General features: G+C 64.4%; 15 protein-coding genes. 8 read left to right on the top strand and 7 right to left on the bottom strand.

From position 1 onward, the window contains the following. Position 1: 1 nt before the first annotated feature. The 3 genes from ACI3K3_RS01025 to ACI3K3_RS01015 are packed head-to-tail and all read right to left on the bottom strand — an operon-like array spanning position 2 to position 2,726. Positions 2–2,017, bottom strand: coding sequence for a chemotaxis protein CheA (locus tag ACI3K3_RS01025; protein WP_404911511.1), 2,016 nt, complete (start codon positions 2,015–2,017; stop codon positions 2–4). Beyond that, on the bottom strand, positions 2,014–2,382 hold the full coding sequence (locus tag ACI3K3_RS01020) for a response regulator (RefSeq protein ID WP_313438372.1): 369 nt from the start codon (positions 2,380–2,382) through the stop codon (positions 2,014–2,016). Before ACI3K3_RS01020 ends, ACI3K3_RS01025 begins: the two co-directional genes overlap by 4 nt. Continuing rightward, a complete protein-coding gene (locus ACI3K3_RS01015; RefSeq protein WP_404911510.1) occupies positions 2,379–2,726 on the bottom strand; it encodes an STAS domain-containing protein in 348 nt (115 codons plus the stop codon). The genes ACI3K3_RS01020 and ACI3K3_RS01015 overlap by 4 nt, the downstream gene beginning before the upstream one ends. 540 nt (positions 2,727–3,266) lie before the next feature. Between ACI3K3_RS01015 and ACI3K3_RS01010 the strand changes: the two genes are divergently transcribed. From ACI3K3_RS01010 to ACI3K3_RS00980, 7 genes are all read left to right on the top strand, one after another. Then, positions 3,267–5,996, top strand: coding sequence for a TonB-dependent receptor (locus tag ACI3K3_RS01010; RefSeq protein WP_404911509.1), 2,730 nt, complete (start codon positions 3,267–3,269; stop codon positions 5,994–5,996). A 181-nt stretch (positions 5,997–6,177) separates the two neighbouring features. Beyond that, on the top strand, positions 6,178–9,105 hold the full coding sequence (locus ACI3K3_RS01005; protein WP_404911508.1) for a TonB-dependent receptor: 2,928 nt from the start codon (positions 6,178–6,180) through the stop codon (positions 9,103–9,105). Positions 9,106–9,235: 130 nt separating this feature from the next. Next, a complete protein-coding gene (locus ACI3K3_RS01000) occupies positions 9,236–9,763 on the top strand; it encodes a sigma-70 family RNA polymerase sigma factor (RefSeq protein ID WP_313438383.1) in 528 nt (175 codons plus the stop codon). Continuing rightward, on the top strand, positions 9,756–10,775 hold the full coding sequence (locus ACI3K3_RS00995; RefSeq protein WP_404911507.1) for a FecR family protein: 1,020 nt from the start codon (positions 9,756–9,758) through the stop codon (positions 10,773–10,775). Before ACI3K3_RS01000 ends, ACI3K3_RS00995 begins: the two co-directional genes overlap by 8 nt. Before the next feature lie 6 nt (positions 10,776–10,781). Next, positions 10,782–12,080 carry a TetR family transcriptional regulator gene (locus ACI3K3_RS00990; protein ID WP_404911506.1) on the top strand — a complete coding sequence of 433 codons (1,299 nt, stop codon included), beginning with the start codon at positions 10,782–10,784 and terminating at the stop codon, positions 12,078–12,080. Positions 12,081–12,188: 108 nt separating this feature from the next. Next, on the top strand, positions 12,189–14,474 hold the full coding sequence (locus ACI3K3_RS00985) for a TonB-dependent receptor (protein ID WP_404911505.1): 2,286 nt from the start codon (positions 12,189–12,191) through the stop codon (positions 14,472–14,474). 56 nt (positions 14,475–14,530) lie between these two features. Beyond that, the gene (locus tag ACI3K3_RS00980; protein ID WP_404911504.1) at positions 14,531–15,343 is read left to right on the top strand and encodes a hypothetical protein; all 813 of its coding nucleotides are present in this window, start codon (positions 14,531–14,533) and stop codon (positions 15,341–15,343) included. A gap of 17 nt (positions 15,344–15,360) precedes the next feature. Here ACI3K3_RS00980 and ACI3K3_RS00975 read toward each other — a convergent pair whose 3' ends face one another. Genes ACI3K3_RS00975 through ACI3K3_RS00965 form a run of 3 tightly spaced genes read right to left on the bottom strand, consistent with a single transcriptional unit; the run spans position 15,361 to position 17,475 of the window. Beyond that, positions 15,361–16,290, bottom strand: coding sequence for a sigma-70 family RNA polymerase sigma factor (locus tag ACI3K3_RS00975; protein WP_404911503.1), 930 nt, complete (start codon positions 16,288–16,290; stop codon positions 15,361–15,363). Further along, positions 16,277–16,717, bottom strand: coding sequence for a hypothetical protein (locus ACI3K3_RS00970; RefSeq protein WP_404911502.1), 441 nt, complete (start codon positions 16,715–16,717; stop codon positions 16,277–16,279). Before ACI3K3_RS00970 ends, ACI3K3_RS00975 begins: the two co-directional genes overlap by 14 nt. Further along, on the bottom strand, positions 16,714–17,475 hold the full coding sequence (locus tag ACI3K3_RS00965) for an SDR family oxidoreductase (RefSeq protein ID WP_404911501.1): 762 nt from the start codon (positions 17,473–17,475) through the stop codon (positions 16,714–16,716). Before ACI3K3_RS00965 ends, ACI3K3_RS00970 begins: the two co-directional genes overlap by 4 nt. A 167-nt stretch (positions 17,476–17,642) precedes the next feature. On the opposite strand from ACI3K3_RS00965, the gene ACI3K3_RS00960 reads away from it, so the two are divergent. After that, complete coding sequence (locus ACI3K3_RS00960; protein WP_404911500.1) at positions 17,643–18,098, top strand: carboxymuconolactone decarboxylase family protein; 456 nt, start codon at positions 17,643–17,645, stop codon at positions 18,096–18,098. Between the two features lie 245 nt (positions 18,099–18,343). On the opposite strand, the gene ACI3K3_RS00955 is transcribed toward ACI3K3_RS00960, so the two are convergent. Continuing rightward, positions 18,344–18,511, bottom strand: coding sequence for a hypothetical protein (locus tag ACI3K3_RS00955; RefSeq protein ID WP_404911499.1), 168 nt, complete (start codon positions 18,509–18,511; stop codon positions 18,344–18,346). Positions 18,512–18,628 lie beyond the last annotated feature (117 nt).

Below are 18,628 nucleotides of genomic sequence, written 5' to 3'. Positions count from 1 at the left end.
CTTATCCGGCGGCGCGCAGCCGCTCCTCCTGGTTCTGGCCGAGCATGACGAGCTGCGCCACGTCGAGGATCAGGGCGACGCCGCCGTCGCCCAGGATCGTGGCGCCCGCGAAGGTCGCGACGTCGCGGTGCAGCGGGGACATGGACTTGATGACCGTCTGGTGGCTGCCGATGATCTGGTCCACCACCATCCCGACACGCTCGGTGCCGGTGGCGATGACGACGATCTTCTGGTGCGGATCGGGCCGCGTGCCGGTGTCGAAGATTTCGCGCAGGCGCAGGAACGGCACCAGCCGGTCGCGCAAGGTGATGAAGCTGCGGCCGCGCGAACGCAGGTCTTCCTCAAGGCTGAGTTCGAGGCATTCCTCGACCGCGCCGAGCGGGATCACGTAGCGCCCCTCGCCCACGCGCACGAGCAGTCCGTCGATGATCGCCAGGGTCAGCGGAATGCGCAGCACCACGGTGGAGCCTTCGCCGGGCGCCGAGGCGATGTCGATGGCGCCGCGCAGGCTTTCGATCGTACGCTTCACCACATCCATGCCGACGCCGCGCCCGGACAGGTTGGTCACCTGTGCCGCCGTGGAGAATCCGGGATGGAAGATCATCTGGAGCAGGTCGTGGTCGGAGATCGACTGGCCGGGCTGGATCAGCCCCTGCGTTTCCGCCTTGGCACGCACGCGGGCGCGATCGATGCCGCGTCCATCGTCGCGGATCGTGATCAGCACTTCGCCGCCCGCCTGATGGGCCGAGAGGCGGACCTGCCCGGCGGCGGGCTTGCCGGCGGCAAGGCGATCCTCGGGCGTTTCCAGGCCATGGTCGCAGGCATTGCGGATCAGGTGGACCATGGGGTCGGCCAGACGCTCGATCATGGTCTTGTCGACTTCGGTGGTCTCGCCCTCGGTCGAGAGTTCGATGGTCTTGCCGGTCTCGCGTGCAAGGTCGTGGACCAGACGGCGGAAACGGCTGAACAGGCTGGCGACGGGCACCATGCGCAGCACCATCATGGTATCGCGCAGTTCGCCCGCGAGCCGCTCGATCTCCTCCGAGATCGAACGCAGCGCCAGTTCGCTGCCGGCCGCCGCGCCGTGGCCATTGGCAAGCTGCGAAAGGCGGCTCTGGACGATCACGAGTTCGCCCACGCGGTCCATCAGTTCGTCGAGCCGCTCGGCGGGCACGCGCACGCTTTCTCCGGCGGGCTTGGCGGGCGTCCGGCTCGCTGGACCGTCCTGCGCCATCGGGGATGCCTCGGCGACGGGCGCTTCGGCCTTGGCTGCCAAGGGGACTTCCAACGGGGCTTCGACCGATATTAGTGCAGGTTGATCCGGCGCCGCCTCGACGTCCAGCGGCGCGATGGTCAGTTCCATGTCGTCCATCACGAAGATGAACACGTCGTCGATGTCGTCGCGCGAGATGTCGCCGCGAAGTTCGACATCCCAGCCGATGTGGCATTCGGTCGGCACCAGTTCCGCCAGCGGCGGGATCGTATCGGTGCGCGCGACGATCCGGCAGTCGCCAAGGTCGCGCAGCTCGTCGAGCAGCATCAGCGGGTTGGTGCCATTGGCCATGGCCTCGGCTGGAAGGCGGAAGAACAGGCGCCAGCCCTTCGATGCGTGAGCAGCAGGAGCGGCGGGCTCGCTGTCCGAGGCGCCTTCGATCGCGTCCTGAAGCTGCGCGAGGATGGCGGCGCCGGCGCTTTCCAGCCCTGCGCCATCGCCCTCGATCAGCGCGCGCATGTGGTCGCGCGCCGAAAGGATCACCGCCACCAGTTCCTGCGTCGCCGGGGCCAGCCCCTTGCGCACGCGGTCGAAAGCGGTCTCGCAGTGGTGGGTAAACTCGGCCAGCGCGTCGAAGCCGAACATCGCGCCCGAGCCCTTCAGCGTGTGCAGGCCCCGGAACACTTCGTCGATCAGCGCGCGGTCGTCCAGCCGGTGGCCGAGATCGAGCAGGCCCTGCTCGATCTGGTCGAGCAGATCGCCCGCCTCGACGCGGAACGCCGCGATCGGGTCTTGCGTGCTCACCGGCCCAGGACCTTGCGCGAGACCTTGATGAGCTGCTCGGGCACGAAGGGCTTGACCAGCCAGCCGGTGGCACCGGCGGCCTTGGCCTGCTGCTTCATCGAATCGTCGCTCTCGGTGGTGAGGAAGATGATCGGAATGCCGGCCTGTTCGGGTGCCTTGCGCAGTTCGCGGATCATCGTCAGCCCATCCATGTTGGGCATGTTGAGGTCGGTGATGATGAGGTCGAACCGCTTGGCGCCTGCTGCAGCGAGCCCCTCGACGCCGTCGCCCGCTTCAGTGACGTCGTAGCCCGCGCCGGTCAGCGCGATACGGATCGCCATGCGGAGGCTGGGGGAATCGTCGACGGTAAGGATAGAGGCGGTCATTGCGGCAGTTCTCCGTGGAACCAGAATTCGAGATCCCGAGGGGTGATATCCGTGAGGAAGCCCGCACGTTCGAGCAGCGGCAGGACCGCGCCCTGGACGGGATGCGTCAGACGCAGTTCACGACCCGCCACCCCCCATTGCGCGCGGGCAGAGTAAACTATTTCTATAAATGCAAGATCCACATCTTTCAGCGCAGACAGATCAAGTTCACTATCGCGCCCAGTGTCGAATTCATTGGAAAGAACACTGGCGAACTCGCGAGCGGAACGCACCGTCACGGAGTCCGCGACTGCGATAACTTGGCGCATTTTATCCTCTGGGTTCTTGCCGGCCAAATTAATCATTTAGCGGCTTGCAGGGTGTTAATCTGATTCTAGAGGAATGAGGGGGCAAACGGACGTTCCTGCCCATATATTTTGATGCGCTGCGGAATTTTCCGTCTCCCGACACGCACGCTTCCCGCCCTCTACCGGGATAGCCGCCGCTTCCGGTGAGTGCACCTGGCAGTCTTGGGCCCCGAGCAATAATTGCACCTAGCCGGGCCTTCCATTTTATCCGGAATTCCTCGGATTCTTATGAACTACTTAAAATAGAATATTAAAACAGTTTACTATATCTCTATTAATATATCAGATGATTATGAATTATCTCCAAAAACAACTACTCTATTTAAAATGTATGGTATAACAAATTATAGATTTACAAGTCACATACGGAGGAACAAATCTAACCAAAAGGCACTGAAACGGAAATGCAATAAAACTGACCCCTAACTTTCACAACTTTATTGTCCCCGATACCCGCCGCGCACTCTCTCCACCCCCGACCGCCACGGATGTTCCTGCTCGTGGCCTTGTGAAACCGAAGATCGGGGAGTTATTCAGATGTGGACCAAGCGCAGCCTCTGGCTGGCATCGACCGCTATCGCCATGAGCGCGACGGCTATTCAGCCCGCCTTTGCCGAAGACGAACAGGCCCCTCAGCCGGAAAGCGACATCGTCGTCACCGGCTTCCGCGCCAGCCTCAAGGGCGCCCGCGACGTCAAGCGCAGCGCGACGATCATCCAGGACTCGATCGTTGCCGAGGACATTGCCGCCTTCCCTGACCTCAACCTTGCCGAAGCGTTGCAGCGCCTGCCGGGCGTCGCCATCAATCGCGAGGCGGGCGAAGGGCGCCGCGTCAGTCTCCGCGGGCTTGGTCCCGATTTCACCCGCGTCCAGCTCAACGGCATGGAAGTGCTGGGCAACGTCGATTCCCCGCAGGACAGCCGGGGCCAGGGCACGCGCGATCGCGCCTTCGACTTCAACATCTTCGCCGCCGAGCTATTCAGCCGCGTGGACGTGCGCAAGTCGTTTTCCGCCGAGCAGAGCGAGGGCGGACTGGCCGGCACCGTCGGCCTCTATACCGCGCGCCCGTTCGATTCCGAGGGCACCAAAGTCGCCTTCTCCGCTTCGGGCGGCACCAACACCCTGACCAAGGACTTCCAGCCGCGCCTGACCGGACTGGTCTCGAAGAACTGGGGCGATTTCGGCATTCTCGTCTCCGCCGCCTACAGCCATCGCCAGACCCGCGAAACCGGCGTGGACACCTATCGCTGGCGCCTGAACAAGGCCAACGGCTCGGACATCTCGGCGCTGACGCAGGAAGAGCGGGACAAGATCAACTCCGGCACGCTGCGCTTCGCGCGCGGCAATCGCCTCTCGGTATGGGACAGCACGCAGGACCGCCTCGGCGTGACGGCTTCGGCGCAATGGAATCCGGTCGATACCGTCCACCTCACGCTGGACGGCCTCTACGGCAAGTACAAGGCCGATCGTTTCGAGACCCATCTGGCCTCGCGCGGCGGCGGCGGCTCGACCTGGCTGGGCGGCGGGCAGACTTTCGCGGGTGTGACTTATCCCAACTCCACCATCAACGCGATCGAGTGGAACGATCAAAACGAGGTGACCTACCTCGATGTCTCGGGCGGGCAGACCGCGACCGAGACGCGTGTCCAGAAAGCCACGAACACATTCAAGCAGCTTACCTTCAGTGGCGACGCCGAGATCGTGCCGGGCCTGAAGGCGACGTTCCTCGGCGGTATCGAGCGTTCCAGCTATGACATGCCGCTGAGCGACCAGTTCTACACCGAGGCCTACGGCGATGTGGTGACCGACTATCGCGGGGGAAGCTATGCGCTTTCCAATACTTACGGCTGGGACACCGGCGATACGTCGAACTATCACGCCCACGAAATCGACATGAACCAGAGCTTCCAGGACAGCGCCTTCGATAATGTCAAAGGCAGCCTGGCCTATGAAATCACGCCTGACGACAAGATCTCGATCGGCGGCGAGTGGCGCCGGTTCGAGAACTCCGGCTTCAAGCGCACCTACAACGATGCCCTGCTGACCGGGTTCAAGAACGGTACCGTCAGCGCCGATATGAGCGACTATGCGAAAGTCTACGAAGGCTACAAGGGCCAGGACTGGGTGATCGTCGACTATGACAAGGCCCTGTCCGCGCTCGGGATCGATCGCGGCAAGTATTTGATCAGCAAGAACAGCGTCTTTTCGGTAGAGGAGCGCACCGCCGCCGGTTACCTTCAGTACGACTGGAACCACATGCTTGGCAGCATGCCGTTCAGGGGTAACATCGGGGGACGCTATTATCACACCGATATTCTTTCGGCGGGGATCGGCACGGTAGGCGGCGCGGAAGCGCCGATCTCCGTGTCGTCGAGCTATCAGGGCTTCCTGCCGGCCATGAACCTGATCTTCGATGCGACGCAGAACCTCGTCGTCCGCGCTTCGGCGGCGCGCAACATCAATCGGCCCGCGCTCGGATCGCTTGCGGTGAACGGGACCGTCTCCGTGGGGGACAACGGCGAACTCTCGGTCTCGATCGGCAATCCGGCGCTGAAGCCCTACAAGTCCACCGACCTCGATCTTTCGGTCGAGTATTACTTCGGCAAGGTCGGCTCCGTCAGCGCCGCCCTGTTCTACAAGACGCTGGACGGCTTCATCACCACCCAGACCGTCAACGACGTGCCCTACAGCGAGACCGGTCTTTCCACCGACCTCGTCGCGGGCGTGACCGGCAGCACCAATGTCACCACGTTCTCGCGCCCGGTGAACCTGGGCAAGACCGACCTTTGGGGACTGGAACTCGCCGCGCAGACCGACTTCACGTTCCTGCCCGCGCCCTTCGACCACTTCGGTACGGCGGTGAACTTCACTTACGTCAACTCGAAATACGATTACTCGACGATGTACGCAGGCGGCGCCAACACGACGCTGGAAGGGCTGAGCAAGTACAACGGCAATATCACGCTCTATTACCAGGATGCGAAGTTCGACATTCGCGGCTCTGCCAATTACCGCAGCAGCTACGTCTACAGCGCGGCGCCGATCACCAGCACGCTGGGTCTCGATCAGGACCTCTCGGGCTATGCGGCAACGGTCTATGTCGACATGTCCGCCCATTACAAGGTGATGGAGGGTGTTCAGCTGACGCTCGATGCCATCAACCTCACCAACCAACACGAGAAGCAATACTCGGACAGCACCAAGCGGCTCTACGTCAACACCCGCTCGGGCACGACGATCATGGGCGGCGTCCGCTTCGAGTTCTGACGGCCGCGCAGACCGCATCCATCGAATGAAGTGAAGGCGGGGGGCAAGGTTTGCCCCCCGCCTTTGCATTGCGATCGAGCCGCCCCCGGAACGGTCACATAACCGTCATCCCGCCCTGATAGCCGCCCGCGCCGGAGGGCTCGTGTTTCCCAAGGTTCGCGGTCGGCGCGTCGCATGCTGCATGGTTCTGGCACTGGCCGCCCCGATGGCGGCCGGGAGCGCCGCCGCGCGCGAGGCGGTCCCCGAACACGGCGCGATTGCCTTTCACATTCCTTCCGGTCGTCTTGCCGACGTGCTGCGGATGATCTCCCAGAAATCGGGCGTGCAGATCGTCACCTCCGTCGGCCCCGATCTACGCAGCCGCCATGCCGTGAACAAGCGCCTGACGGTCGAACAGGCACTTGCCCATGTGACGCAGGGCCTCCCGGTCGAAGTCCGGCGGATGCCGGGCGGTTTCGTGGTGATGGAGGCGCGGGCGTCTATGCCGAGCGCGCCCGAACCGGCTGCGTTGCCGCTTCCAACCAGCCATCCCCCGGAGACCGAAGGCCCGCCGATCCTCGTTACCGGCTACCGGGAAAGCCTACGCCAGGCGGCCGCAACCAAGCGGACCGCACGGTCGATCATGGAAGTCACGCGGGCGGAGGACATCGCCGCCTTTCCCGATCACAATGCCGCCGATGCGCTGCAACGCCTGCCCGGTATCGCGGTCAGCCGGGATAACGGCGAAGGACGGCAAGTCTCGCTTCGCGGCCTGGGCCCGCTGTTCACCCGGACCACGCTGAACGGCATGGAGACGCTGGCAACCACCGCGTCCGGTCTCGACAATCGCGGCTCCGTCAGCCGCCAGCGCCGGTTCGATTACTCGATCTTCGATGCCGGGCTGTTCTCGGAAGTCGAAGTGCTCAAGGCCTGGTCGGCCGACCGGGATGCGGGCGGCGTCGGCGGGACGGTGGCGCTGCGCACTGTGAGTCCGCTGGAACAGACCGGGCCGGTCACCCTGCTCTCGGTCCAGGGCCGCGCCGGTGCCAACAGCCACGGCGTGACACCGCAAGTGACCGCCGAGCTGTCGCGCAGGAACGAGGCCTGGGGACTGCTGATCGCGGCGTCCTGGAGCCGCAACCGGGTGACCGAATATGGCTATCGCAACTGGGATTGGGTGCCGGTCATCTTCGGCGAGGAGAACATCGGCGCCGGTGTGGGCGACGAGGACCGCGCGCGGCTTACCGGGACCGGAAAGCCGGTCTACATGTCGCGCGCGCAGAGTTACTCCACCTGGACGAACAACTTCGAGCGGTTGAACCTCGTGGGCGCCATCGAGCACGAGAGCGACACGGGCCTGCGCATCGCGCTCGATATGCTCTATGCGCGGCTTGCGAACGACCGGCAGGAATATTCGCTCGCGGCGGCGGGAACGAACGGCCTTACCGCCGACGTCACCGGCACGCAGCGCCTGGAAAAGGTGACGATCGCGGGAGACACCATGGCCGCCGCCGAGTTCAGCAGCGTCGACTTCCGCTCGGAAAGCAAGCGCACGGCCGATCATACCGCATTCGCGCAGGCCGTGCTTTCGCTCGAAGCCCCGCTGGATGATGCCACCACGATCGCCGCCCGGCTCGGCTATGCCCGAAGCGATTTCCAGGAGCCGGTGTTCGACAAGGTTTTCCTCCAGGCCAAGGGCAAGAGTTTCAGCTATACCGCGACAGGATCGGAGACCGGCAATCGCTATGGTTTCGATCCGGCCGATGCCGCGCAATGGAGCCTGATGCGGGCCGACACGCGCGAGGATGCCATTCTGAACCAGAACGCCACCGCCCGCCTCGAAGTGGCCCGCGTGCTCACGCCCGGCGCAACCCTGAAGCTCGGCGGAATCTATCGCTATTTCGGCAACGGCGGCTACGAGCGGCGCGTGCGGGTCGATTACCCGGCGGGAAGCGGGCTGGCCGCCGTCACCACCTTGCTGCCCGGCAAGACCCTGGCGCCCTATGTCGTTGCCGATGTCGATCGCACTTTCGCCGCCACCGGGCAGAACCGCGTGCTTTCCGGCACCGACGACATGCCCGGCACCAGCTATGCGGTTCACGAAGACAGCTACGCGGCATTCGCCCTGGCGGCATTCGACACGGGGCTCGGGCCATGGCCGATCAAGGCCGAGATCGGGCTTCAGTACCAGCGCGTCGACATGCTGTCTTCCGGCAAGGCCAGCACCGACGCCAGCCAGTACCGCGTCTCCCAGCGCAGCCACCGCGATGCGTGGCTGCCCTCGTTCCAGGCGCGCGCCACCCTGCGCCCGAATCTCCTGCTGAGGCTGGCGGCCAGCCGCAATCTCAACCAGCCCGATGTGGCGGACTTGCGCGCCGCGGCGCAAGTCAACGCCACGCCCTTCGGCGGCACGATCACCTCGGGCAACCCGGCACTCAAGCCCTTCACCTCCGATGCGCTGGACCTCTCGCTGGAACAGTATTGGGGCCGCGACGGCTACGCTTCGCTCGGCCTGTTCTACAAGCACCTCGATTCCTTCATCACCTCGGAGACGAGCGTGATACCCTACGCGCAGACCGGCTATCCGCTGGAGTTCCTCTACCAGGACCAGGACGGCTCGATCCTCTACAACGTCATCCAGCCGGTTAACGGATCGGGAGCGTCCATCTTCGGGGTAGAGGCGGCCATCCAGCGCGACTTGCGTTTTCTTCCCGCGCCGCTCGACCGCCTGGGCCTTGCCGCCAACGTGACGTTCGCCTCGGGCAGGAGCGAGGTCACCTATGACAGCGGTACTGTCCGCCTGCCGCTGATCGACCTCTCGCGCTGGTCGGGCAATACCACGCTCTATTACACCGGGCGCGGCTGGGACGCTCGCGTGGCCGCGGCCTATCGCGGCACCTACCGCGTCGGGATCGGCAACAACGGCAATATCGGTGAGTGGATCAAGCCCAGCCTGACGCTCGATTTCGCGGCTCACCTGGCAATCGGCGCAAGGATGCAGGCCTTGATCGAGGGACGCAATCTCACCGACGCCCCGGTGGTCCAGTACACCGACCGCAGCGCGCGGCGTCTGCTCGCCCGGACCCGCAGCGGACGCGTGTTCTCCGCCGGGCTGCGATACCGGTTCTGACAGAGATGCACGGATTTCACCTGTCCCCGTTTTGTCCTGACGACACTCTTCATCGCAGGCCTCATATGGGCCGGATATTTTATGGATCGCCGGACATGCAGAGCTTCCTGCCGGACTGCCGCCGATGTACATGAGCGATGTCGCCAGCCAGCTTTCCGCCGGGCTCGGGCGGCTGCGCAGCTATGTGCGCCGGCGCCTGCGCGACCCCGAAGGCATGGAGGACGTGGTGCAGGAAACGCTGATGCGCGTGATCGAGCAGGAGCGCCGGCAGGTGATCGAACAGCCCCTGGCCTATGCTTTTCGGGTCGCGGATTCGGTGATCATGGCCGGCGCGCGCAAGTCTTCGCGGGAAGCGGGACTGGACGGCCTGGATTTCGCTTGCGAGTTGCCGCTGGCCGATGAAGTGCTGGATTATCGCCAGCGCCTCGCCCGCTTCGAGGCGGCGCTGGAGCGCCTGACACCGCAGCGGCGCGCGGCCTTTCGCCTCCGCCATATCGATGGCAAGTCGCGGCAGGAGATCGCAGCGGAACTGGACCTCAGTGTGGAGGCAGTGAAGAAGCACCTCGTGCGCGCGATGGCCGACCTGACCCTGTCGCTGGGCGGAGATTGGGCCAGTGACTGGAAAACCGATCGGATGGGAACGACGGGCCATGGATGAACGACAGCTCGAAACGATCGAGACCGCCGCCGACTGGGCAGACCGCTATGACGAACTGGGCGAGGCCGAGCGGCGCGAACTGGCGCAGTGGCTTTCCGAGCGCCCCGAAAATGCCCGCGCCTTTGCCCGGATCCGCCAGGTGCTCAGCGATGCCGCGCTGCTGGAGGCCGTCGATACCGCGCCTTTCCGCGATGCGCGGATGGTGGACTCATTGGCGGAACTGCCGAGATCGCGGCCTCTGCCTCGCACGCGTTTCCCACGTCTTGACGACGCCCGGCCCACCCGGCTCGGGCGCCGGCAGGCACTGGCGGCAGGGCTTGCCGCCCTCGTCGCCGCGCCGCTGGGGGGCTATCTGTTGACGCGCAGGCAGCCTGCTTCCGCGCCCGATCCGCTGCACTTCGCCAGCGACGTCGGGCAGCGGCGTCACGTCGTGCTGCCCGACGGGTCGAACATGCTGCTCGACGCCGCATCGTCGGTCAGGGTTCATTTCACGTCCGAGCGGCGCGGCATCGAGCTGGACCGGGGTGCCGCGCGCTTCGACGTACGCCACGATGCGGCGCGTCCCTTCGAGGTACGTACCCCCGGCGCGGCCATGACCGCGCTCGGCACCAGCTTCAGCGTCGACCGGCTCTTGGACGCTGCCGAGCTGCGCGTCTTCTCGGGCCGCGTCGCGATGGCGGCGCACGGGCAACAGCCACTGGTGGTGCCCGCGCGGCAATGGGCACTGTTCGATGGGCGAGCCATCGATGAAGGCAGCTTCGATCCTGCCGCCCACGCCGACTGGCAGAACGACTGGCTCGACGCGGAATCCATGCGGCTCGGCTTTGCGATCGAGCGCCTCGGCCGCTACAGCGCCGATCCCATCCGGCTTCAGGAACCGTCCCTGGCGAGCCGCACCTTCAGCGGTCGCTTCCGCCTCGACCAGCCCGAGCAATCGCTGGCGCTGATCGGCGCGCTGTTCGGCTTGCGGCCCAGCAAGCGGGCGGACGGGATCTACCTCGTCATGGCATAAGTCGAAATGGCCCGCCGCACGAAGAACGCGAAGCGGGCCACTCACTGCGGCTTTCAAATTTTGGTTCGAAAGGCCGTGGACTACGGTGCAGATGGCGATATGCCATCCGGTATGGCGCTTGAAAACATACCCAAGTCACTCGCAAAGCAGCTGGAAGTGCAGCGCGTTGTCGACGCCGCCCGTAGCGTGATCGCGGCGGGGGGCATCGCAGGAATGAGCTTGCGCAATGTTGCGGAAGCCGCTGCCACTTCGGTCGGTTCGATCAGCTATCGCATCGGTGATCGTGCGGCATTGATCGCCGCCGTGCTCGATCGCGAGATCGAACTGGCCGCCGCAGCGCGCATGGAATGGCGGGACCGGGTCGGTGATAGAGATCCGGTGGCGAGCGGCATCCTGCTGGACCTCATTACCGAATGGCTGGACGAGGGTGCGGGCGCACGGCGTACCTCCGCAATCGTCCAATGCGAACTGGCTCTGATGGCCGGGCGTGAACCGCGATCGCTCCCTGCTATTGCAGCATTGTTCGAGGCGGGAGAAGCGCTCTGGCGTGATCTGCTGTCCCGTTCGGCGCGGGGAGACAGGCTGGCGCGCCTCATCGCCCGCTACTGCCTGGACGAACAGGTCTTTTCCATTCTTCTGACGGACGAGCCGGACTATCGGCTGCTGCGTCATTCGACCATCCGCGGCCTGTTGCGAGATGGCTCCGTGGCTCCCGACCCGGCGGCGAGCGAATGGCACATGGCGCTGGTCGAGCGCCTGGCGATTCCGGCGGCTGCGGCCTTCGATGAAGCCTCTCCCATTCCGCAGGGATCCAAGGGCGTCATAGCCGACAGGATTGCCGATATCATCGTCGAGCAGGGCGTTGGGGCCTTATCCCATCGCATTGTCGCCCAGGCGGCAGGCGTGGCGACGTCCAGCGTCGCACATCACTTCCCGACGCATCGCGATGTCCTCTTTGCAGGCGTGGAAGCTCTGTACCGCCGAATGCGTAGCCAGATCCGGGCCACCGACGCCCGGCTCGGCAGTGGCGATATCATCCGCCTCACGCACGAATGCGCGCTGTCGGCCCTGACCAACCCGGCATTTCGACCGTTCGCCATCGACATGCGCCGTCGCCGTGCGGAAAACGTACACGCTCTTTATGCCCAGTGGCTCGGCATCGAAGAGAATTCCGACCGTGCGCGCGTACAGGCCATGGTCATGGTCGCGATCGGGAACGGCCTCCGGACCTTGGCCGAGGGAGCGGAATTCCCTGACATGCAGGCGCTGATAGCTACTTTGACCGGAGCCGTACGGTCGTACTGATAATCCACGTTATGGGCTAAAAAATACCATACGATTGTCTCGAAAGAGTCATTCACGCGTTTTAGAGGCGCGTCCTGAAGACCACCGGTCAACAGGACGGAGCCCTCCATGTCTGCTATTCATCGCACGCGTTCGATTCATCTTCTCTCGACGATCTTGGCCGGCGCGGCTGCCTCGTGCTGGGCATTCCCCGCGCAGGCCGAGGACGCGCCTGTCGCTGATGACGCGCTCCCCGAAATCACCGTAACTGCGGAGCGCCGTGCCGAGAGCAGCCAGAAGGTTCCCCTCGCGATCCAGTCGATCGACGGCGAGACTTTGGCCAAGACCGGCTACACCTCTGTCACCGATCTGCAGTACACGATGCCGGGCGTGCAGTATGATCCCACCCAGGGCGCCGCCTTCCAGATCCGCGGCGTCGGCAGTACTTCGTTCGACTTCTCGAACGCCAAGTCGGTCAGCGTCGTCGTCGATGACGTGGTGATGGACGGCCAGCGCGCCAACGGCCTGACGGGCCTCGTCGATATCGACCGCGTCGATGTCCTGATGGGCCCGCAGGGAACGCTGTTCGGCAAGAATGCCACGTCGGGCGTCATCGCGGTGAGCACCACGAAGCCCAAGCTGGACGAGTGGTCCCTGCGTGCCAGCGCCAGCTTCGGCGAGCATGACGAGCGTATCCTCAACGCCACCGCCAACGTGCCGCTCGGCCCGATCGCGGCCTTGCGCGTGTCGGGTTTCGACCAGGCCTTCGACGGCTTCGGTCGCAATGTGACGTTGAACCGCAAGGTCGGTTCGCAGCATGAATATGGCGGTCGCGCGCGGCTTTATCTGGAACCTTCGGACGGCTTCAACCTGACGCTTTCGGGCGATTATGCCTATCACTGGGATAGCAGCGTGCGCACGCCCGTTTCGGGCCAGTCCGCCGAAGTCACCGCGATCCTCAACGAACTGGGCGTCTATCCGGGGCCGCAGAGTGCAGATACGGCGGATTCCTCCTTCGGCCAGATCACTACCGAGGAATGGGGCACCTCCCTGCGGGCCAATGCCAAGCTGGGCGATCATGACCTGACCTCGATAACCGCCTACCGGGCCACCCGCTACGACAACTCGACGCCGGCAAGCCTGACGCCTTACGATCGCTATGCCTACATCCCCTTCAACCTGGGCGAGCTTGATACGGACAAGTTCAGCCAGGAAATTCATCTGGCATCGCCTACCGGTGGCTTCGTGGAGTATCTGGTCGGCGCCTTCTACAACCGCCTGCACGCGCGCCAGACGCAGCTGCAGTGGTCCACCGGCGGGCAGCCGCTCTACGACAGTGCAGGGACGCCCCTGCCCACGCTGATTGCGCTGACGGGCGCCATCGGTGAAGACGGCAATGCCTCGCTGTTCGATTCGGTGAACGAGACGATGGCCGCCTTCGGCCAGCTCAAGTTCAACATCACCCCGCGCCTCGCCCTCACTCTGGGCGGCCGCTATACGCACGACAACAATTCGCAGAGCATCGACTACGTCACGATCAATGCCGAGCCGATCGCCGGATATACTCCCGCCTTTACGGCATCCAGCGCGGCGCCCGCTTACGATTTTGGCCGCGTGAAGGGCGACAACTTCTCGTTCCGCATCGCGCCGACGTATCAGGTGACGGACAACGTCATGCTCTACGCCAGCTATTCCACCGGCTATAAGCCTGCGGGCATCGCCTTCGTCGGCAACAAGTACGCGCCTTACGAGGACGAAACGGTGAAGGCATGGGAGGCCGGCATCAAGTCCGAATGGTTCGGACGCCGCCTGCGTTTCAACCTCGATGCCTTCCGTTCGGATTTCAAGGACTTCCAGGCGACGATCCTGACGCAGATTCCCGATGGTGCAGGCGGAACGATCAACGCCACAGTGATCGGAAACGCCGGCGGCCTGCGCACCCAGGGTATCGAAGGCAGCCTGGTGGTTCAGCCCATGCGCGGCCTGCAACTGTCCGGAGCGGTGACTTACACCGACGCCAAGTTCACCGATTACGTCTACAACGCCACGACCAACTACACCGGTTCGCGCCTGACGAATGCGCCCGAGTGGTCGGGTACGGCAGCAATCGACTACGATCACGAATTCGGCTCGGGCCTCGGCTTCAAGGCCCATGCGGACTATGCCTATCGCAGCGAGTACTGGACCGTCGTGGGCCAGCCCGCCTACTCGCATGTCCCCGGCTACGGTCTGGTGAACGGACGCCTCAGCGTCACGCTGCCCAACCGCCCGATCGAGATCGGCGTCTACGCGCGCAACCTGTTCGACAAGTACTTCTCGACCGGATGGCAGCAGTACGGCGTGCTTGGCCTGCTGCACTACACCTCGCCCAATGCGCGGCGCACGGTGGGCGGCTTCGTCAACGTCAGCTTCTGAAACCAGCTGGCCGGGTCGGGTTACCGATCCGGCCCCACCCTTTACCGGAGACTTTCATGACCACACGCCGTGCGTTACTCGCCGGGGCGCCGACCGGCCTGCTCGCAGTTCAGGCCGCCTTCGCTCCTTCCGCCCTTGGGGCCGCCTTGGGCAGTGCCCATGCGGGCAGCGACATAGAGGCGCTTGAGCGGCTGATGGTAAGGACGCTGGATGGCGAGCTGGGCGATCAGGCCGTCGCGCGGCAACTGGCCGCGCATATTACGGAAGCGGGGTTCCGCTGGGAATATCCCACCTTCCCGCTGCGAGAAGCCGACAGCGTCGTCGCCTACAGCTTTGGGTATCGTTCGCCGACCGGCAAGGTCGATCCCACCACAGGGCTCTCCGATGGCGCGGAGATGCCCGAGCCGGGGCCGGTCAATGCGCTGCTGGCCGATGCCGTCCATGCCATCGTGCGCGCCCGGGCCGTGCGCGTCTACGCACAGTGGGAGATCGCACAGGTCCTGACGGAGAAGCATGGAATGAAGGACGTCGTGTCGATCCATCCCACCAAGGGGCCGGACGGCAAGACGATCTACCTCAGCACCGATGGCGTAGCCAAGGCGGTTGTGGCCCATGCCGGTTCCGCGCAGGCTCTCGGCAAAGTCGCCGTCGTAGGTCACCGCGACCACGTGAAGCGCTGCGTGATCGTCTCCCGCGACAATGGCATGAGCGCGTCGGTCGCGCGCGAGGTGCCGCTGCCGGTGCAGTACGACCCCCAGTCCGCCCAGCCATGGACGCGCCGCCGCGATGCCTATCTGCTGACCGACCTCGTCGCGCAGCTGTCCATGACGCGCAACCGCGTCATCGCCGAACTCGGCACAACCGAGTAACTTTGCCCACCAATCCGCTAGGAGCGTCCGCTTTCCGGGCGCGCTTCGCGGGAACCGTGCAGTGGATGACCCTCCGTTCCGAAAGCTGCCGCCAGATGGCGCAGCTTGTCGGGATTGCGAACTATGTAGATCGCCGCGATGCGACCGTCACGCACATCGAGCGCCGTTGTCTGGAGCACGTCGCCACGATCGATACTGACATACCCCGGCAAGCCATTGATCGTCGCGGTGCGCAGCAGCGTCGGTGCCGACTTGTGCTTGCGCCGTAACCCGGCGAACAGGCGAAGCGCCCGGTCGATCCCCCGCACGATATTGCGGAAAGCGATGACCTTACCCCCGCCATCGGAATGAATCTCGACATCGCGCGCCAGCAGCGCTGACAATGCAACCGTGTCGCCATCGCGCGCGGCCGTGAAGAATGCGCGCGCAATCCGATCGGCCTCGGCCGCCTCCACGGTGAAACGCGGTCGCGCATGCTGCACGTGCTTGCGTGCGCGGGAGGCTAGCTGTCGGACGGCAGCAGGGTCGCGCCCCAACGTCGCCGCGACATCGGTCAGCGCCATGTCGAACACGTCGTGGAGCAAGAAAGCGGCACGCTCCAGCGGCGAGAGGCGCTCCATTGCGAGCATCAGCGTGAGAGTCACGTCGTCCGCGATGGTCTCCTCTGCCTCGGTCGTGCCCATTAGCGGTTCAGGCAGCCAGGCACCGACATAGGTCTCCCGACGGACGCGGGCGGACTTGAGCTGATCGAGGCATAGGCGGGTGACGATCCGGGTCAGATAGGCTGCAGGCGTATCGACGCTCTCCGCCGTTGCCGCCCAACGCAGCCACGCATCCTGAAGAATATCTTCCGCCTCGCTGATTGAGCCAAGCATACGATACCCCAAGCGCAGCAACCGGGGCCGCGCAGCTTCGAAATCGGAGAGCCGTTGATCACCGTGCGACAAGAGTTTCCCTCATCGAATATGCCTGGCGACTGCGCGCCGCATCGCGCCATGCCCAGAGGGCAAGAGCGGTGGTCAATATAGCAGGCAGCGTCACCGCAGGGAAATCCTGGACCAACGCGCCTGTCCCGCAGATGCCGACGGCCACTTCCCAGAAATGGAACAGCGCATGGCCGGCAAGCCAGAGCGCGGCGGCGGACCACAGCGGGATGCGCGACGCGGGCCGGGCGACACCCGTGAGCAGCGCGATTGCTACAAGCAGGAAGATCAGCCCTATGTCGCGCACGAAATGCTGGTTGAACGGGCCGGTGGTGGTGACACCCGGCACCGCGAAGTACCAGTTCGCGGGTGAGATCAGCATGAATAGGCTGTTGGCGGCAGACCCGAGACCCAGCATCGTGGCCAGCGCGAGCGGAAGGCTCCGGGTCATGATGCGCTCTCCTGCGACTGCGCCGCGAGCCAGACGTCGAAGCGGGTGGGCGCGATCCGCGCACTTTCGCCCGGGACCAGCGTGCGGTCGTCGGCGGGCGCACCGAAATAGTCGCGTTCGTCGGTAACGCTGATCCGGCGCGGATCGTCGCGAGCGCCGAGCCAGCTGGCGGTGAATTCGGCCAGCGGTGCGCGCTCCGGTCCTGCCACTTCGATGATGCCTCCGGCCGGGGCAGCCGTGGCTATCTCTGCAAGCAGGGCCGAGACATCGGCTGCGGCGACCGGCTGGAGCGCGATGCTTGGCAGGTATACGCCATCGTCCCGCGTATAGCCGTCGGCAATGGTGGCCAGGAATTCGAAGAACTGGGTGGCGCGCAGGACCGTATAGGGTACGCCGCCGTCGGCGATCAGTTGCTCCTGCGCCAGCTTGGCGCGAAAATAGCCCGACTCCTGAAGGCGGTCGGTGCCCGCCACCGAAAGCGCGATGAAGTGGCGCACCCCGGCGCCGTGCGCCGCCGCCAGCAGGTTGGCGGTCGTACCGCGGAAGAAGGCCAGAGCGGCCGCATCCTCGAACGAAGGGGCATTGCTCACGTCAACTACGACCGCGGCGTCACACAGCGCTTCCGCCAGGCCCGTCCCGGTAAGCGCGTCGATTCCCGTGCTCGGCGAGGCTACGACGATGTCATGGCCCTTGGCCCTGAGAATCTCCGCGAGAGGGCGGCCGATCAACCCTGTACCGCCGATGATAACGATCTTCATTTCATGTCTCCCGTGCGAACTCTGCCTGGATGACGAGGTGGCCGCCGCCAGTGTGACATGAAACATGAGCGGGACCGAAAAATATGCGTCCCGATGTCACGACGCTCAGGCTTGCCTCGTCAAGCCGGTGAGCGCCGATGATCGGTGCCGCCGACAAGGAAAGCATCATGACCGAAATGAAGCGACTGAATTGGTCCCAAATCGCGCCGGAAGGCGCCAAGGCTCTGTTCGGGATCCACCATTATCTGATGAAGGGCACGGACCTTCCCGAAGAGCTGATCCACCTGACCTTCCTGCGTGTTTCGCAGATCAACGGCTGTGCCCATTGCATCGACATGCACACGCGCGATCTTCTCAAGACGATGTCTATCGACAGGATCGCGCTGGTCCCCGTCTGGGCCGAGGTGCCGCACCTGTTCTCCGATCAGTATCGCGCGGCGCTGGCCTGGGCAGAGGAAGTCACCAACGTCAGCACGACCCACGCTTCGGACGATGCCTATGCGGCCGCCGCCGGTGCCTTTGCTGCCAAGGATCTGGTCGATCTGACGCTTGCGATCGCGGCGATGAACGCATTCAATCGCCTAGGCGCTCCATTCCGCCTGCCCGTTGCAGCGAAGCTATGAACGCAATGAGCGGGGCGTAATCCTGCCCTCCCCCGTCTCCCGGTCGAGACACGCCCAGCCATTCTCGCCAACGGCATGAAAAGGCGCGATCGTCCGCGCAAACGTTTGTGCCAGAACGATCTCGCGGAGAATCCTGATGTCTATCCGGCGCTCGATGCAGCTCGTCGCCGCGTACATCCGGAATTCATGCTGCAAACCACCTGGTCGCTTTCTAGACGGAGGCGACTATGAATTTGCTCAAGATATCACTTACGATTGCCATGCTGGCGGGTAGTCTCGGTGCAGCGGTAACGGCGGACGCTCACCCTGGTGACCGGCATCGCTACGAGCACCGTGATCATCATCGAGAATGGCGCGACCACCGCCGATACGACAGGCACCGCCATTGGAGCGACCGGCGCTATCGCGGACACGACCGCCGTTGCTGGACCGAATGGCGTCATCACCGCAGGGTTCGCGTTTGTCGCTGATTTGACCGATCGCGGTATACGCAAAGAAAAGGCGCCCCGAGCTTTTGCCCGGGGCGCCTT

This window comes from Novosphingobium sp. ZW T3_23 (genome assembly GCF_044987305.1).
Classification (GTDB): domain Bacteria; phylum Pseudomonadota; class Alphaproteobacteria; order Sphingomonadales; family Sphingomonadaceae; genus Novosphingobium.
This window is presented reverse-complemented; position numbering and strand designations above follow the sequence as displayed.

Excerpts from the sequence above, each read along its gene's own strand:
- ACI3K3_RS01015 (WP_404911510.1), bottom strand. The coding sequence starts at position 2,726 with ATGATTAATTTGGCCGGCAAGAACCCAGAGGATAAAATGCGCCAAGTT.
- ACI3K3_RS00985 (WP_404911505.1), top strand. The coding sequence starts at position 12,189 with ATGTCTGCTATTCATCGCACGCGTTCGATTCATCTTCTCTCGACGATC.
- ACI3K3_RS00990 (WP_404911506.1), top strand. The coding sequence starts at position 10,782 with ATGGCCCGCCGCACGAAGAACGCGAAGCGGGCCACTCACTGCGGCTTT.
- ACI3K3_RS01005 (WP_404911508.1), top strand. The coding sequence starts at position 6,178 with ATGGTTCTGGCACTGGCCGCCCCGATGGCGGCCGGGAGCGCCGCCGCG.
- ACI3K3_RS00995 (WP_404911507.1), top strand. The coding sequence starts at position 9,756 with ATGGATGAACGACAGCTCGAAACGATCGAGACCGCCGCCGACTGGGCA.
- ACI3K3_RS00970 (WP_404911502.1), bottom strand. The coding sequence starts at position 16,717 with ATGACCCGGAGCCTTCCGCTCGCGCTGGCCACGATGCTGGGTCTCGGG.
- ACI3K3_RS01020 (WP_313438372.1), bottom strand. The coding sequence starts at position 2,382 with ATGACCGCCTCTATCCTTACCGTCGACGATTCCCCCAGCCTCCGCATG.
- ACI3K3_RS00965 (WP_404911501.1), bottom strand. The coding sequence starts at position 17,475 with ATGAAGATCGTTATCATCGGCGGTACAGGGTTGATCGGCCGCCCTCTC.
- ACI3K3_RS00960 (WP_404911500.1), top strand. The coding sequence starts at position 17,643 with ATGACCGAAATGAAGCGACTGAATTGGTCCCAAATCGCGCCGGAAGGC.
- ACI3K3_RS01000 (WP_313438383.1), top strand. The coding sequence starts at position 9,236 with ATGAGCGATGTCGCCAGCCAGCTTTCCGCCGGGCTCGGGCGGCTGCGC.
- ACI3K3_RS01010 (WP_404911509.1), top strand. The coding sequence starts at position 3,267 with ATGTGGACCAAGCGCAGCCTCTGGCTGGCATCGACCGCTATCGCCATG.
- ACI3K3_RS00980 (WP_404911504.1), top strand. The coding sequence starts at position 14,531 with ATGACCACACGCCGTGCGTTACTCGCCGGGGCGCCGACCGGCCTGCTC.